Origin of the sequence: Vannielia litorea (assembly GCF_019801175.1) — a bacterium.
Taxonomy (GTDB): Bacteria; Pseudomonadota; Alphaproteobacteria; order Rhodobacterales; family Rhodobacteraceae; genus Vannielia; species Vannielia litorea_B.
Map to the genome: position 1 here is coordinate 1,129,764 of NZ_JAHVJR010000001.1, position 14,574 is coordinate 1,144,337.

General features: G+C 65.5%; 12 protein-coding genes and 2 tRNA genes. 11 read left to right on the forward strand and 3 right to left on the reverse strand.

The window, feature by feature from the left end:
* The first annotated feature begins 261 nt into the window (after window positions 1-261).
* From KUV38_RS05590 to KUV38_RS05605, 4 genes are all read left to right on the forward strand, one after another.
* Complete coding sequence (locus KUV38_RS05590; protein ID WP_222469105.1) at window positions 262-954, forward strand: DUF1223 domain-containing protein; 693 nt, start codon at window positions 262-264, stop codon at window positions 952-954.
* A 558-nt stretch (window positions 955-1,512) separates the two neighbouring features.
* Window positions 1,513-2,514: a DctP family TRAP transporter solute-binding subunit gene (locus tag KUV38_RS05595; protein WP_222469106.1), complete on the forward strand. Its 1,002-nt coding sequence runs from the start codon at window positions 1,513-1,515 to the stop codon at window positions 2,512-2,514.
* Between the two features lie 98 nt (window positions 2,515-2,612).
* Window positions 2,613-3,323, forward strand: a complete 711-nt coding sequence (locus KUV38_RS05600; protein WP_222469107.1) for a TRAP transporter small permease — start codon at window positions 2,613-2,615, stop codon at window positions 3,321-3,323.
* Window positions 3,323-4,768, forward strand: coding sequence for a TRAP transporter large permease (locus KUV38_RS05605; RefSeq protein WP_222469108.1), 1,446 nt, complete (start codon window positions 3,323-3,325; stop codon window positions 4,766-4,768). Before KUV38_RS05600 ends, KUV38_RS05605 begins: the two co-directional genes overlap by 1 nt.
* A gap of 123 nt (window positions 4,769-4,891) precedes the next feature.
* On the opposite strand, the gene KUV38_RS05610 is transcribed toward KUV38_RS05605, so the two are convergent.
* Window positions 4,892-5,578, reverse strand: a complete 687-nt coding sequence (locus tag KUV38_RS05610) for a hypothetical protein (protein WP_222469109.1) — start codon at window positions 5,576-5,578, stop codon at window positions 4,892-4,894.
* A gap of 208 nt (window positions 5,579-5,786) precedes the next feature.
* Between KUV38_RS05610 and KUV38_RS05615 the strand changes: the two genes are divergently transcribed.
* Window positions 5,787-6,644: a DUF1206 domain-containing protein gene (locus KUV38_RS05615; protein WP_222469110.1), complete on the forward strand. Its 858-nt coding sequence runs from the start codon at window positions 5,787-5,789 to the stop codon at window positions 6,642-6,644.
* On the opposite strand, the gene KUV38_RS05620 is transcribed toward KUV38_RS05615, so the two are convergent.
* Window positions 6,629-8,068, reverse strand: coding sequence for an MFS transporter (locus KUV38_RS05620; protein WP_222469111.1), 1,440 nt, complete (start codon window positions 8,066-8,068; stop codon window positions 6,629-6,631). The two genes, KUV38_RS05615 and KUV38_RS05620, sit on opposite strands and share 16 nt — an antisense overlap.
* 99 nt (window positions 8,069-8,167) lie before the next feature.
* On the opposite strand from KUV38_RS05620, the gene KUV38_RS05625 reads away from it, so the two are divergent.
* The 3 genes from KUV38_RS05625 (at window position 8,168) to KUV38_RS05635 (ending at window position 8,865) form a co-directional block, all read left to right on the forward strand.
* Window positions 8,168-8,608, forward strand: a complete 441-nt coding sequence (locus KUV38_RS05625; protein ID WP_222469112.1) for an HU family DNA-binding protein — start codon at window positions 8,168-8,170, stop codon at window positions 8,606-8,608.
* A 12-nt stretch (window positions 8,609-8,620) separates the two neighbouring features.
* A tRNA-Val gene (locus tag KUV38_RS05630) sits at window positions 8,621-8,695 on the forward strand.
* A 94-nt stretch (window positions 8,696-8,789) separates the two neighbouring features.
* Window positions 8,790-8,865: transfer RNA gene (locus tag KUV38_RS05635), tRNA-Val, on the forward strand.
* Between the two features lie 43 nt (window positions 8,866-8,908).
* Here KUV38_RS05635 and KUV38_RS05640 read toward each other — a convergent pair.
* Window positions 8,909-9,595 carry a GntR family transcriptional regulator gene (locus KUV38_RS05640; protein ID WP_222469113.1) on the reverse strand — a complete coding sequence of 229 codons (687 nt, stop codon included), beginning with the start codon at window positions 9,593-9,595 and terminating at the stop codon, window positions 8,909-8,911.
* 141 nt (window positions 9,596-9,736) lie between these two features.
* On the opposite strand from KUV38_RS05640, the gene KUV38_RS05645 reads away from it, so the two are divergent.
* From KUV38_RS05645 to KUV38_RS05655, 3 genes are all read left to right on the forward strand, one after another.
* A complete protein-coding gene (locus KUV38_RS05645; protein WP_222469114.1) occupies window positions 9,737-10,855 on the forward strand; it encodes a sugar ABC transporter substrate-binding protein in 1,119 nt (372 codons plus the stop codon).
* 90 nt (window positions 10,856-10,945) lie between these two features.
* Entirely contained in the window at window positions 10,946-12,490 is a 1,545-nt protein-coding gene (locus KUV38_RS05650) for a sugar ABC transporter ATP-binding protein (protein WP_222469115.1), read from the forward strand.
* The gene (locus KUV38_RS05655) at window positions 12,490-14,574 is read left to right on the forward strand and encodes an ABC transporter permease (protein WP_222469116.1); all 2,085 of its coding nucleotides are present in this window, start codon (window positions 12,490-12,492) and stop codon (window positions 14,572-14,574) included. Before KUV38_RS05650 ends, KUV38_RS05655 begins: the two co-directional genes overlap by 1 nt.

Sequence of the window (14,574 nt, forward strand, 5' to 3'; positions counted from 1 at the left end):
TTGGCTTCGGTGGCTGCACCTGTTTTCATTATCCCCTCAACGCGCCACCCCGCAAGCAGGTTCAAACGCGCCGGGTCTATTTTGTATACTGTGGTATGCAAAACGGATTTCAAGGGGGAGGCGCGAGAGAATTGCGGGAGGGGCCGGGGAGGCGGCGCTGTCACATCTCTCGCGTTTCGTTGATTGGCGCTTCGGGGCCTATGGGTCTAAACCCTGTATAAGGGATGACATTGGCAGGATGATATGGCCTTGAAATCAGGCATGAAAAAGCTCCTTGGAGCCATGGTCGCATGCGCGGCGTTCGCCGGTCCCGCCGCGGCCGAGCCGCCGGTGGTGGTGGAACTCTACACCAGTCAGGGCTGCTCCAGCTGCCCGCCGGCGGATGAGATCCTGGCCAAGCTGGCGAAGAAACCGGGCGTGATCGCGCTGGCGCTGCATGTGGACTACTGGGATTACATCGGCTGGAAGGATGCCTTTGCCCGGCCCGAGCATACCAAACGCCAGAAGGCCTATGCGGCCAAGGCGGGCGCGCGGACGATCTACACGCCGCAGATGGTGATTGCCGGGGTGGACCACGTGGTCGGCGCCCGGCCGATGGACGTGGTGGACCTGTTGCAGGTGCACAAGGCGCGGCCTGCCGTGATGCAGCTGACCGCCCGCCGCGATGGCGGTGAGGTGGAGATCGACGGCACGGTGCCGGTGCCGGCACAAGGCGCGCTGGTAGTGCAGCTGGTGCGCTATGCGCCGGAAGAGACCGTGGCGATCAAGCGCGGCGAGAACGCCGGGCTGACGGTGAATTACCACAACATCGTGCGCGACTGGCAGGTGCTTGGCGAGTGGGACGGTGCCGAGGCGCTGGAGCTGCGGGTCGAGGCCCCCGGTGAGGAGCCTGCGGTGGTGATAGTTCAGAAGCCGGGGCCGGGCGAGATCGTGGCGGCAGCGCGGGTCGAGTAGGGGCGTTTTGCTCTGAGGTTGGGCCGTGCGTGGCGGAACGCCCGCCCACCCACCCCGTTCCGCCACGCACGGCCTGCGCGGGTGGACAGGGCGGTTTCAGCTCGGGACTCACCAAAGCAGGAACCTTCTTCGAAGACCTCCATCACCTGACTCCGGGATGGCCGACGTGCCGCCCGGCATCAACGAAAATAGCCGTATCCCCGGAGGGGGCCCTCGGCGATTTTCATTGACCCCGGTCTGCCCGTCGTCCCTTGGGGTGTCAGGCGACCCCGACTCCGCAGATGCTGCGCATCCGCTCTGTCGTCAGTGGAGGGCTCCGAAGCAGGAGTGGGTGAAATGTGCGGAAATCCGCACAGGTGCGCGGGTGGCGTGTGTGGGAAAAGGGACGCTTGGGCGCAGGTGACCTTGGGGGAGTTTGGGAAATGCGATTTATAACAGGGGGTTGAGGGCGGTTTTTGGTGCCATGCAAGGAGGGCTTGCGGGGGAGTGGCGCTTGGTTGTTTGCTCCGGCAGGCGCTGGGAGGCGCTGAAACCAAACATGTCTGGGAGGACATCCATATGAAATTCGCGACCCTTTCCGCCACCGCCGTGGCGCTGGTCATGTCTGCCGGTGCGGGCTTTGCCGCCTGCGACGATGGCGAGATCGTCGTCAAGTTCAGCCACGTCACCAACACCGACCGTCACCCCAAGGGCATCGCTGCCAGCCTGTTCATGGAGCGGGTGAACGAAGAGATGAACGGCAAGGCCTGTGTCGAGGTCTACCCGAACTCCACTCTCTACAACGATGACCAGGTTCTCGAAGCCATGCTTCAGGGCGACGTGCAGCTGGCCGCGCCCTCGCTGTCGAAGTTCGAGACCTTCACCAAGCAGTTCCGCATCTTCGACCTGCCGTTCATGTTCAAGAACATCGACGCCGTGGACGCCTTCCAGAACTCCGACACCGGTCAGGCGATGAAGGACTCCATGCAGCGCCGCGGCCTTCAGGGCCTCGAGTTCTGGCACAACGGCATGAAGCAGTTCTCGGCCAACAAGCCGCTGGTCGAGCCGGGCGATGCCGCTGGCCTGAAGTTCCGCGTGCAGCCCTCCGACGTGCTGGTTGCCCAGATGGAAGCGCTGCAGGCCTCGCCGCAGCCGATGGCCTTCTCGGAAGTTTACGGCGCGCTGCAGCAGGGCGTTGTGGACGGTCAGGAGAACACCTGGTCCAACATCTATGGCCAGAAGTTCTTTGAGGTGCAGGACGGCACCACCGAGACCAACCACGGCATCATCGACTACCTCGTCGTGGCCTCCGTCGACTGGCTGGACAGCCTCGAGCCCGATGTGCGCGACCAACTGCTGACCATCCTCACCGAAGTGACCGCCGAGCGGAACGCGGCCGTGGGTGGCGTGGACCAGGAAGCCCGTCAGGCCGTTCTGGATGCCGGTGGCGAGATCCGCGAGCTGAGCGCCGAGCAGCGTCAGGCTTGGGTCGACGCGATGAAGCCGGTGTGGGAGCAGTTCGAGGGTGACGTGGGTGCGGACAACATCGCCGCCGCTCAGGAGATCAACGCCTCGTTCTAAGCCTATGGCTTGATTGAAAAATACGGCCTCGCGCAGAGAGCGCGGGGCCGTGCTGCAAGCGGGCAGCGCTTTTTGGGGACAATGGGGGAGGCACGCAGATGTCGTCCTATGCCGGGGAAGGCTCCAAGCTGGGCCGGATCATCAATACATTCGAGGAAAGTTTCATCGCGCTCCTGCTGGGGCTGATGACGATCCTGACCTTCGTGAACGTGGTGTTGCGCTACGCCTTCAACTCGTCGTTGATCTGGGGGCAGGAGGTGGTGCTGATCCTCTTTGCGTGGCTGGTCCTGTTCGGGATCGCCTATGCCTTCAAGATCACCGCCCATCTGGGCGTCGATGCGCTGACCGGCATGTTGCCGAAAAAGGGCCAGCGGGTGATGGCGCTGCTCGCGGCGGCGGCCTGCCTCATCTATGCCATTCTGCTGATGAAGGGCGCGTGGGACTACTGGGCGCCGTTTGCCGGGTTGCCGCCGACCGAGGGCCGGTGGTTTCCGACCGGGCTGAACACCGGCGCGCGCAACAACAGCTTTTACATGACCGATCAGGTGCCGATGCTGGAGTGGCTGCGCTGGCTGGAGCCGATCACGCTGAACAAGGGCTTCCCCGAGGATCAGTGGGAGCATTGGGAGAAGCTGCCACGGCTGATCCCCTACGCCATGCTGCCCCTTGCGGTGGCCCTGATGCTCTTCCGCCTGATCCAGGCGACGCTGCGGATCATCGCAGGCAAGCAGGAGAGCCTGATCGTGAGCCATGAGGCCGAAGACGAAGTGGCCGCCGTGGCCGCAACCCATGACGCGGAGCAGAAATAATGGATGTCGTTCTTCTCTTCGTGATGATCATCGGCCTGCTGATGATCGGCGTGCCGATTGCGGTCTCGCTCGGCCTATCCTCGATGGTCTTTCTGCTGGTGCTCTCCGACACCTCGCTCGCGAGTGTGGCGCAGAGCCTCTATCAGGCGATGGCGGGGCATTACACGCTGCTCGCCATTCCCTTCTTCATCCTTGCCTCCAGCTTCATGAGCACGGGCGGTGTGGCCAAGCGGATCATCCGCTTCTCCATCGCCTGCGTGGGGCACCTGCGGGGCGGGCTGGCGATTGCGGGCGTCTTTGCCTGCATGCTCTTTGCCGCGCTCTCCGGCTCCTCTCCCGCAACGGTGGTCGCCATCGGGACGATCGTGATCGCGGCGATGAAGCAGGCGGGCTACACCAAGGAGTTTGCGGCGGGCGTGATCTGTAACGCGGGCACGCTGGGCATCCTGATCCCGCCGTCCATCGTGATGGTGGTCTATGCCTCGGCGACCGATGTGTCAGTGGGCCGGATGTTCCTCGCCGGGGTCATTCCGGGGCTGCTGGCCGGTGTCATGCTGATGGTGACCATCTACGTGATGGCCATCCTGCGCGGCATGCCGGCGGGCGAGTGGAAGGGCTGGGGCGAGATTGCCCGCAGCTTTGGCGAGGCCTTCTGGGGCTTGATGCTGATCGTCATCATCATGGTGGGGATCTACGGCATTCCGGGGATCACGCCTGCGATCTTCACGCCAACGGAGGCGGCGGCGGTGGCCTCTGTCTATGCCTTTATCGTGGCGGTCTGGGTTTACCGTGACATGGGGCCGCTGGCGGAGCGTGAGGGGGTGGCCCGGGCCAGCCTGCTGACCAAGCCGCAGGCGCTGATCACGGCCTTCTTCCACCCTGATACGCGGCACACGCTGTTCGAGGCGGGCAAGCTGACGGTCACGCTGATGTTCATCATCGCCAACGCGCTGATCCTGAAGCATGTGCTGACCGATGAGCAGATTCCGCAGCAGATCGCCGGGGCGATGCTGAGCGCCGGGTTCGGGCCGATCATGTTCCTCGTGATCGTGAACGTGATCCTGCTCATCGGCGGGCAGTTCATGGAGCCCTCGGGCCTCATCGTGATCGTGGCGCCGCTGGTCTTCCCCATCGCCTTGGAGCTGGGTATCGACCCGATCCACCTTGGCATCATCATGGTGGTGAACATGGAGATCGGAATGATCACGCCGCCGGTGGGACTGAACCTCTTTGTCACCAGTGGCGTGGCCGGGATGCCGATGATGCGGGTGGTAAAGGCGGCGTCGCCCTTTCTCGCCGTGCTCTTCGTCTTCCTGCTGATGATCACCTACATCCCGTCGCTGTCGACGGCGCTGCCGAACGCCTCGAGCCTCGGGCCGCAGATCAGGTGCGATCCGTTGCCCTCCGACAGCCTGGAACGCGCCTTCTGCGAAGCGCGCCAGTAAGGGGTTGGTAACGAGTAAGAGGGGCTGCCCCACGCGGGTGGCCCCTTTTTGCTGGAGGCGGGGAGTGTTGGCGCGTGGCGGGCTCGATGGACGCTGGGCTTTGAGGCCAAGGCATCGGCGATTTCAGTTGAGACAGCTGCCCCGTTCTATTCCGACATCCCTTATCGCGCCATCGCGTGCATAGACGACCCGCACCCCGGATGCGTTTTGGCGTATGTTCCAGATCCACCGGGACGGGTTGAAGATCGGGTCAACGAACATGTCGTAGAGGCTGCATGACTGCGGAACGTTCTCCGGGAAGGTTGCGCGTAGGATTGTGTGAGCCATTGGTGGCTCGGAGTTCCCCGGGACTGTCGTGATATGAACGTGCATCTCTTGGGCACGAAACCACGCCTCGGTCCTTTCGGAGCTTCCCAGAATGTCTGCGATGTAGAACAGGCAAAGCCTGACCTCTTCATCAGATCTGAGAGACGCCCACTTCAAATCCAACAGGTTCAACGTCGTGTCCGAGCCCTCGACCTTGGCGAGACAGGCCTCCGCGTTGGGGACCGTTTTGTAGGCATCCTTGATGAAGACATGGTCAAAACTCATTTCCTTTCCAACATATTTGAAAGGTGACGGGTTTCTGAGCTTGGGGTGAGAGACAGGGATTTGGAAGCTGGCGCGCACTGCCGTGTTTATTGGTGGCGGCGGGGTGCCGGATGACTGGCTTTCGGGGTTGAGCACATAGCTTAGATACCGGCCGAAGCCTGCACCGAGGGTGGCGAGGCCCAGAACAACAAACAGGCCAACCCGTGACGATCTTTTCACCAAGTCACTCCGCGTAGAGGTTTGGGTTACCTACGGTTGGCTTTGGGCGTGATCAAGGCGCGGGGATGGCGCGCCTGAACAGGCCACAAATCGCGCGCCGATGCTCGTGCCAAAATCGTTTGGCGCTCATTCTGACCGTGGGACTTTTCGGCCCCTGAGGGAACCGGGAGTGGTGTGGGCGCGTCCTTTTAGCAAAGGAGGAGTGTCGATGTCTGATACCTGTCCCGCTTGGGTCGTGCCGGTGATGCGGGCGGGATACCTCTCGCGTGCGGTGGTTTACACGGTGGTTGGCGGGCTTGCGCTCGTGGCTGCGGTCGAGGGGCAGGAGGCGGAGGGCACGACCGATGCGCTGGCCGATTTGCAGGCGCATTGGTGGGGCACGCCGCTGCTCTGGCTCATTGCCCTCGGCCTTTGGGCCTACATGGTTTGGCGGCTGGTCGACGCGGCGCTCGACCTTGAGGACTACGGACGCGACCTGAAGGGCGTGGTGGCGCGGGCCGGGCTGATTGTGACCGGGGTCATTCATGGCGCGATTGGTGTTTCGGTGGCCGGGCTGGCGCTGCGGGGCGGCGATGGCGAGGGCGGTGGCACCCAGAGCATGACCGCGCAGCTGATGGCGATGCCGCTGGGGCCGTGGCTGGTGGGCGCGGTGGGGCTCGTGACCATCGGGGCGGGCGTTTACTACGGCTACAAGGGGATTTCGGAGAAATACAAGGAGCACATCCGGGTCACGGCCACGGCGGAGCGGCTCGACCCGGTGCTGAAGTTCGGCTGCATCGCCCAAGGCGTGGTGATTGCCGTGATCGGGGTGCTGATCTGCTATGCCGCGCTCACTGCCGATCCGCAGGCGGCGGGCGGTGTGGGCGAGGCGCTGGGGCAGATCCGCGCCGCGCCCTTTGGCCGGGTGATGCTCGGCGTCGTCGCGGTTGGGCTTGTGGCCTTTGCGGTGGAGAACGCGGTGGAGGCGATTTACCGGGTCATCCCGCGCTGTGACGGGCCGGATGTGATGACGCTGGCGCGGCAGGCGCGGCAGAAGGCGGAACGCGGGCTTCAGGCGGCGGGCTGAGGGCCGGGCGGGGGCGTATCGGGCTGCGGGCCATCGGCGCTGTGCAACCGGCGGGCGGCCAGCAGGGCGACGCAGGCGGTGAGGGTGGCCACGCCCCAGAGCGCGGCGAGCGGAATGGCAGGGGTGCCGGAGGCCAGCCCGGGCACCAGGCCGGTGGCGCCCGCGATCCAGCCGAAGAGCCCGGCGCCGGTGGCGAAACCCATGGTTTGCACGGTCGGCATGAAGGAGGCGGTGCGCGGGCGCTCGGCCTCGGGCGCGGCCTCCATGATCAGCTGGTTGGCTGGTCCCCATGAGAAGCCGAAAGCCGCGCCGGTGAGCGATTGGCCCAGCAGCACCAGCGGCAGGGTGGCGGTGACAAAGCCCGCGCCCACGCAGGCGGCCCCGGCGATTTGCAGCGCGGGGGCAAAGCGCAGGGCGGCAAGGCGCCGCCGCGCGGGCAGGCGGCCCGCGACCATTGCCCAGAGGCTCCAGTTTAGTGCCATTGTCACCACCACCCAGCCGGTGAGCACGGTCGAGAGGCCGAAGATCGCGCGGGTGCAGAGCGCGGTGAAGATCGACGACACGCTTTGCGCCACCGGCATCAGGAAGATCAGCCATGTGCCTGCGCCCATCGGCGTGAGGGTGAAGGCCTCGGACGGGAAGAACCGGGGCCGGGGTTTGCGCCGGTCGATCCAGAGCGCGAGGGCGATGAGAAGGAGGCCCGCGGGCAGCCCGAGGGCAGCGGCGGGCGCTTGAGGCAGGGCGGAGGGCAGGGCGAGGATGCCCGCGCCCGCGAGGCAGAGCGCGACGGGGCGCAGCGGGGTGCGGCGCTTGATGACAAAGCTGTCGGCGGTGCGGGCGGGCAGGATGAGCGCGGCGGTCACGAGGAAGGTGAGGGCCACCGGCAGGCCGGTGAGCATGGCCAGCGGCCAGCCTGCGTGCTCGGTGGCATATCCCCCGGTCAGCGGGCCAAGCGCGGCGGCGAGCGCCCAGACGGTGGCCTCCACTGCGAAGACCCGTGCCACGATGGAGGCGGCGAAGAGCTGGGGGATGAGGGCGTAGCAGAGCGCGGCGATCACCCCGTCGGAGAAGCCCTGAAGCGCCCGGCCGACGCCGAATGCCAGCCCGGAGGGCGCGGTGGCGGTGAGCAGCATGCCCATCAGGAAGACGCTGGCGGCCCCGAGGGCGGTGGCACGGGCGCCGATGCGGGTGCGGATCTCGGCTGAGGTCACCCCGCCTGCGACGACCCCGATGAAGAAGAGCGCATAGACCAGCGGCAGCATCGGCAGCGCGCCGAGCGCCTCCATCGCGACGGGGATCGATGCGGAGATCGCCAGATCGTTGAAGGCGTGCATCCCGATCCCGGCGGAGATCGCCAGAACGGGGCCGCGGGTGCCGGGGGCAAGCAGGGCGGGGCCGGGAGAGGGGGGTGCAGTGCGGGTCATGCCGGGCAAGCTGGGGGCTCAACCATGGTTGAGGTCAAGAGCAAGATTGCGCATGACCGAGGGTTTGCTAGGCTGCGCCCCAAGAGCAGCACGAACCAGATGAGGCATCCGATGGCCGGACCACGCAAGACCACGGGCGGCGGCAAGACCGCGCCCAACCGCAAGACCAACGCCGCGCGGGGGAAAGCCGGTGCCAAGACGCCGCCTGTGAAGGTGGTGGAAAACACGCCGAAGCCCGACATCACCGTTGTTACCCCCGCCGAGCCAGTGGTGGCCGAGGGGCTGGTGAAGAAGGTCGCGCTGATCGACAGCGTGGTCGAGGCCACGGGGATGAAGCGCAAGGATGTGAAGCCGGTGGTCGAGGCCACGCTGGCCGAGATCGGCAACATCATCGGCAAGGGGGCCGACATGCAGATTCCCGAGTTGGGCAAGCTCATGGTGCACAAGCGCAAAGAGCTGCCGAACGGCGAGATGGTGATGCTGAAACTCCGTCGAAAAACTGTGGCCAAGCCTCTTGCAGAGGACGACGACAACGGCTAAATCGCCCCCCACGGGTGATTAGCTCAGTGGTAGAGCGCTTCGTTCACATCGAAGATGTCAGGAGTTCAAATCTCTTATCACCCACCAGTTTCGGGGCCCCGCCGCTGAAAAGCGCGGGGCCTTTAACTGACACGGGGGCTTGATCCGGGTGCGGATCTCAAGGTAAAGCCCTCGCCGGTCCGGGTCGTTAGCTCAGTTGGTAGAGCGCTTCGTTTACACCGAAGATGTCGGGAGTTCGAGCCTCTCACGACCCACCACCTTCCTACCTACTAACCCTTACTTGCGTGCGAGGTGACAAGCCTATCCCGGCGCGGCTTTTGCCTTCAGCAGGGTTTCGGCCATCGTGTCGTAGGCGGCGAGGATGTCTTGTGCGAGGGCCTCGGTGGCGCCGGTGGCGTCGCCTTCGCAGATCGCCTTGTGCAGCAGGCGGTGGTGGGTGTTGGAGACCCGCAGGTTGCCGCGTTCGCGCAGGGCGTGGAAGTAGGGGCCGACGCGGAGCCAGAAGTTCTCGATGATCTCCAGAAGCAGCGCCGAGCCGCTTTGCCGGTAGATGGTGAAGTGGAACTCGTAGTTGGTGCGGATATGGGCCTTCAGGTCGCGGTTTTGCTCGGCCTTGTCCATCTCCTCCAGCAGCGCGGCGAGGCGGGCCTCGAAGGCGGCATCGCGGTTGGCGATGGCCCAGCGGAGCGCGGTGGATTCGACCTCGATGCGCACGTTCTTGAGATCTTCGAAGGCCGCCGGATCGGGGGTGGGCACGCCGATGGAGCGGCCGGAGATGACAGTGAGCGCCCCGGCTTCCATCAGCCGTGTCAGCGCCTCGCGCACCGGCATCGGGCTGACGTTGAAGGCCTCGGCGATGCTCGCCACGGTGACCGATTCCCCCGGAGCGAGGCCGCCTTCGAGGATCAGTTCGCAGAGTTCGCGGTAGACCTGGTTCTGCAAAGTTTCCTTGCGGAGGGGGCGGGCGCGCCCGGCGAGATTGGCCATGTATGTTACCTTTCAACTGCTTGGCGCACCGGCTTGGCTGCCCCTCTTATCGCAGGTTTCGCGGCGCTTGAAAACGCGCTTTGACATTTGATCAAAAATCAGCAATCAAAATGTGGCATGGAGAATTTGGGAGGATTTCTGATGTTCAACAAGACACTGAAGGGCGCGATGACAGCGGCCTCGATGCTGGCCCTTTGCGCCGGTGCTGCCACCGCGCAGGACGAGAAGCACAAGGTTTTCCTGTCGATGAGCTACATCGGCAATGACTGGCAGGCCGAGGCCTCAAACATGGTGAAGGCAATGGCCGCGCATGAGAGCATGGCCGACAAAATTGACCTGCAGGTGCAGGTGGCCGGGCCGAACGCGCAGCGGCAGATTCAGCAGATCAACGCGATGGTGCAATCAGGGGCCGATGCGATCGTGGTCTTTCCGATCTCGCCGACGGCGCTGAACAATGTGGTGAAGAACGCCTGCGACAAGGGCGTGATCGTGATTGCCTATGACGGCGAGATCACCGAGCCCTGCGCCTACAACGTGACCATCGACCAGACCGAGGCCGGTAAGGTGACGGCCGAGTGGCTGGTTGAGGAAATGGGCGGCGAAGGCAAGGTGATGCTGCTCACCGGCGTGCCGGGCACCTCGGTGGATGCGGCCCGGACCGCCGCCGCCAAGGAGGTTTTCGAGGCTGCGGGCGTCGAGGTTGTGGGCGAGGCAGTGGGCATGTGGAGCCAGGCCGTGGCGCGGACCGAACTTTCGAAATTGATGTCGACCCGCAGCTGGGATGACATCGACGGGCTTTGGCTGCAGGTCGGCTGCTACACCGCCAATGCGATGCAGCTCGAGGCCGGGCGCAGCGCCGAAGAACTGCTGCCCTGCGCGGGCGAGGGCTCCAACGGCGGGCGCATTCAGATGCTGCCGGCGGGCACCGAGGTGGAGGGTGCATCGGGCGCCTATATGCCGCTCGGCGCGCGCCGGATTTCCTATGCCTCGCCGCCCTATTCGGGCGCGTTGGCGCTGAAGCTGGCGGTCTCGATGCTGGAAGGCGCCGAGGTGCCCAAGCTGACCACGCTGCCGCTGCCGGTGGTGACCAGCGACACGGTGCAGCTTTGCGAGACCGGCTCGTGGGAAGAGATGCGCGATGGCTGCAATGCCTTCCTGCCGTCGATCGTGAGCAACCCCGGCTGGTTTGCCTCGATCTTCTCGGCGGGGACGCCGGAGGTGGGGCTGAACGCGGCCCTCGTCGGCCAGCCGGAACTCTGAGTCCGGCAGGCTGAAAGACAGCCACGCGCCCAGCCGATGCGGCCGGGCGCGTGGCCTGACCGTTCGACCCCAAGCAGCAGGCAGGCACAGATGACCCCGGACGACACCAGCAAGCCGCTGATCGAATTGCGCGGCGTGACCAAGGCCTACGGGCCGACCATCGCCAATGACGATGTGAGCTTTGCCGTGCGGGCCGGCTCGGTACATGCCTTGCTGGGCGAGAACGGTGCGGGCAAATCCACCACGATGAAGCTGCTCTCGGGGCTGATCCAGCCGGACCGGGGCGAGATCTTGCTGGATGGGGAACCGCTGGCCTTGGGCAGTGCGCGGGCGGCCCATGCGGCGGGGATACAGACGGCGTTTCAGGAACTGACGCTGATCCCCGATTTGACGGTGCTGGACAACATGATGCTGCCGCGCGGCAGCGTTGGCCCGCTCGGCGTGCTGCGGCGGCGCAGCAGCCGGCAGGAGATCAGGGCATTTCTTGACGGGCTCGACCTGCGGGTCGATCTGGGTGCGTTGGCCTGCGAGCTGGATTTGGCCACGCGGCAGAAGGTGGAGATTGCCCGCGCGCTCTATCGCAACCCGCGCATCCTGCTGCTGGACGAGCCGACCTCGGCGCTCTCGGGCGGGGATGTGCAGTGGCTGGGCGATATCATCGCCAAGGCCAAAACGAGGGGCGTCACGGTGCTGTTCATCTCGCACCGGATGCCGGAGGTGCGGGCGTTTTGCGACCACATGACCATTTTGCGCAACGGCAAGCACATTCGCAGCGGCGCGGTGGAGAGCTTTACCGATGCCGAGGTGGTCGAGTTGATCATCGGGCGCTCGGTGGAAAACACCTTTCCTGCCAAGCCCGACGCGGCGGCGGTGGAGGCCCGCGAGCCGGTGCTGGAGGTGCGCGGCCTGAGCGCGGGGCCGAAGCTGCGGGATGTGTCCTTTGTGCTGCGGCCCGGTGAGATACTCGGCGTGGCGGGGTTGCAGGGGATGGGGCAGAACAGCCTCTTTTCGGCGCTTTTTGGCGAGGAGCGGCTGAAGAGCGGCGAGATCCTCGTGGACGGGGCGCCGGTGCATTTGGCGTCGCCTGCCGATGCGCTGCACCCCTCGGTCGCCATCGGACTCGTACCGGAGGAGCGCAAGACGCAGGGGCTGTTTTTGCAGTTGAACGGGCGGCTGAACGCTAGCCTGCCGGTGATCGGGCGGTTCCACCGGGGGCCGCTAATCGATGCCGCCCGCGAGAGCCGCGCCACAGCGGAGGCGTTCGACGTGGTCGAGGTGGATGAGCGGGCGCAATACATGGCCGCCGGGGCGTTCTCCGGCGGGAACCAGCAGAAGATATCAATCGCAAAGTGGCTGGTGGCACAGAGCCGCATCCTGCTGCTGTTCGACCCGACGCGGGGCATCGACGTGGGCACCAAGCACCAGCTTTACGACATGATGCGCGCCTTCACGGCGGCGGGTGGGGCGATCTTGCTCCATTCGACCGAGATCCCGGAGCTGGAGTTCCTCTCCGATCGGGTGGCGGTGCTCTACGAGGGCCGGGTCGACCGCTGGCTGGAGGGCGATGCGATCACCGAGGTGGCTATGATGGAGGCGGCGCTGGGTGGCGCCAGCCTGACGACGGGAGCGGCATGATGAACACGCAGAGCATGACGGGCCATCCGCAGGGTTCGATCCCGCGCATCCGGCAGGACCTGCGCCGCCATCAGGCGGTGCTGGTGGCGATTGCGGTCTTTGTTGGCCTCTTCGGGCTGACCAATGCGATCAGCCCCTATCCGCTGACCTATTTCGACGTGTCCTTCATGGCCTCGGGCGGCATGACGCTGGCGCTGGCGGCGATGGGGCAGACGATGGTGATCCTGTCGGGGGGCTTCGACCTTTCGGCGGGGGCAACGGTATCGCTGGTGAACGTGGTGCTGGCGACCCAGATGGACCCGGCGGATTTTGAGGCCAATGTCGCTCTTTGGACGGCGATCGGCATCGGCACGGGCATGGTGGTGGGGGCGTTCAACGGCTTTTTCGTTGCCCTGCTGCGGCTTCAGCCGATCGTGGTGACGCTGGCGACCATGTTCATTGTGCAGGGGGTCACGCTGCTGATCATGGACAAGCCGGGGGGCTTTGTCTCTCCCAGCCTCGGCGGCTTTTACCTGGGCGATGCGGTGCCCAACCTGCTGCCGGCCTCGGTGCTAGTGATCGGGGTGGCGGTGCTGTTCTGGGTCTGGCTGAAGAACACGCGCTTTGGCGTGTCGCTCTATGCCGTGGGCAGCGACCCGGCGGCGGCGGAGGCGAGCGGGATGCGGCGGATGCTGACCGTGTTCCTGACCTACACCTTCGCGGGCGGGTTCTACGGGCTGGCGGGCGTGTTCGTGAGTGCGCAGACCGGCTCGGGCGACCCGCTGGTGGGCAACTCGCTGTTGTTGCCGATGTTTGCCGCCGTCGTCATCGGCGGCACCCGGCTGGGTGGCGGCAGGGGCGGGCTGCTGGGCACGGTCTTTGGCGCGTACATCCTGATGATCGTGGTCAACATGCTGCTGACGCTGAACATCTCGGCCTATTACTCGACCATCGCGGAAAGCTGCGTGCTGCTGGCGGCGGTGCTGGCGGGCTCGATGTCGAAGGACTCGCCGCTGGCGCAGAAGCTTCAGGCGGCGGGCGATTACCTGCGGGCGCGGCGGGGCGGGCTGCTGGTGTCGCAGCGCGAACAGGTGGATCGGCGATTGCCGTTCTCCGCCCCGGCGGGCGGGGCGCGGGTCGCGCAGGCCCGGCCGGCAAGCTGGTGGAAGGCCAATGCCTCGACCCTGCGCTATGCGCTGCCGGCCTATGGTGCGCTGCTGCTGGTGTTGATCGTGACCCAAGTGACGCTTGGCAATGTGTTCAACAACTTCGGATACTGGAACACGCTTCTGGTGCTCTCGGCCTTCCTCGCGATCCTGGCATTGGGGCAGGGGGCGGTGATCTTGACCGGGGGGCTGGACCTTTCGGTGCCGTGGACGATTGCGCTCTCGGGTATTCTGGTGGCGGGCGTGGTGCAGGGCTCGGATGCGGCGCTGGCCTATGCGGTGCCGCTGGTGCTGGGCATCGCGGTGGCGATCGGGTTCTTGAACGGGCTGGGGATCGTGGCGCTTGGGCTCTCGCCCATCGTGGTGACGCTGGCGATGAACGGGCTGCTCCAAGGCGCGGCGCTGCTGTGGTCGGACGGGACGCCTGCGGGCTTTGCCGCCCCGGCGCTGCGCTGGATCATGACAGGCAAGCTGCTGGGCGTAACCCCGGTTATCCCGCTGCTGGCGCTCTTCATCATCGGCGCGGTGCTGATGCTGGGGCACACGGCTTTCGGGCGGCGGATCTACGCGCTCGGCAACAGCGAGGAGGCGGCGCGGCTTTCGGGCGTGAAGACCGGGCGGGTGCTGATCTCGGTTTACATCCTCTCGGCGCTCTGCGCGGCCCTCGTGGGCATTCTGCTCACCGGGTTCTCGGGGCAGGCGAGCCTTGGGATGGGCGACGATTACCTGCTGCCCTCCATCGCGGTTGTCGTGGTGGGCGGGGCGCTGATCACCGGCGGGCGCGGGCATTACATGGGCATGTTCGGCGGCGCGCTGCTGCTGACGGCGATGCAGATGCTGCTGGCGGGCACCTCGCTGCCCTATGCCTTCCGCTCGGTGTTCTTCGGGTTTGTCATACTGGCCGCGGTGATAGCGCTGCGCGATAGGAAAGGTGGTTGA

What these genes read in the sequence shown, in the direction of transcription:
- KUV38_RS05620 (WP_222469111.1), bottom strand. Translation starts at nt 8,068, where the DNA reads ATGACCCGCACTGCACCCCCCTCTCCCGGCCCCGCCCTGCTTGCCCCC.
- KUV38_RS05650 (WP_222469115.1), top strand. Translation starts at nt 10,946, where the DNA reads ATGACCCCGGACGACACCAGCAAGCCGCTGATCGAATTGCGCGGCGTG.
- KUV38_RS05625 (WP_222469112.1), top strand. Translation starts at nt 8,168, where the DNA reads ATGAGGCATCCGATGGCCGGACCACGCAAGACCACGGGCGGCGGCAAG.
- KUV38_RS05640 (WP_222469113.1), bottom strand. Translation starts at nt 9,595, where the DNA reads ATGGCCAATCTCGCCGGGCGCGCCCGCCCCCTCCGCAAGGAAACTTTG.
- KUV38_RS05600 (WP_222469107.1), top strand. Translation starts at nt 2,613, where the DNA reads ATGTCGTCCTATGCCGGGGAAGGCTCCAAGCTGGGCCGGATCATCAAT.
- KUV38_RS05595 (WP_222469106.1), top strand. Translation starts at nt 1,513, where the DNA reads ATGAAATTCGCGACCCTTTCCGCCACCGCCGTGGCGCTGGTCATGTCT.
- KUV38_RS05615 (WP_222469110.1), top strand. Translation starts at nt 5,787, where the DNA reads ATGTCTGATACCTGTCCCGCTTGGGTCGTGCCGGTGATGCGGGCGGGA.
- KUV38_RS05645 (WP_222469114.1), top strand. Translation starts at nt 9,737, where the DNA reads ATGTTCAACAAGACACTGAAGGGCGCGATGACAGCGGCCTCGATGCTG.
- KUV38_RS05590 (WP_222469105.1), top strand. Translation starts at nt 262, where the DNA reads ATGAAAAAGCTCCTTGGAGCCATGGTCGCATGCGCGGCGTTCGCCGGT.
- KUV38_RS05605 (WP_222469108.1), top strand. Translation starts at nt 3,323, where the DNA reads ATGGATGTCGTTCTTCTCTTCGTGATGATCATCGGCCTGCTGATGATC.
- KUV38_RS05655 (WP_222469116.1), top strand. Translation starts at nt 12,490, where the DNA reads ATGAACACGCAGAGCATGACGGGCCATCCGCAGGGTTCGATCCCGCGC.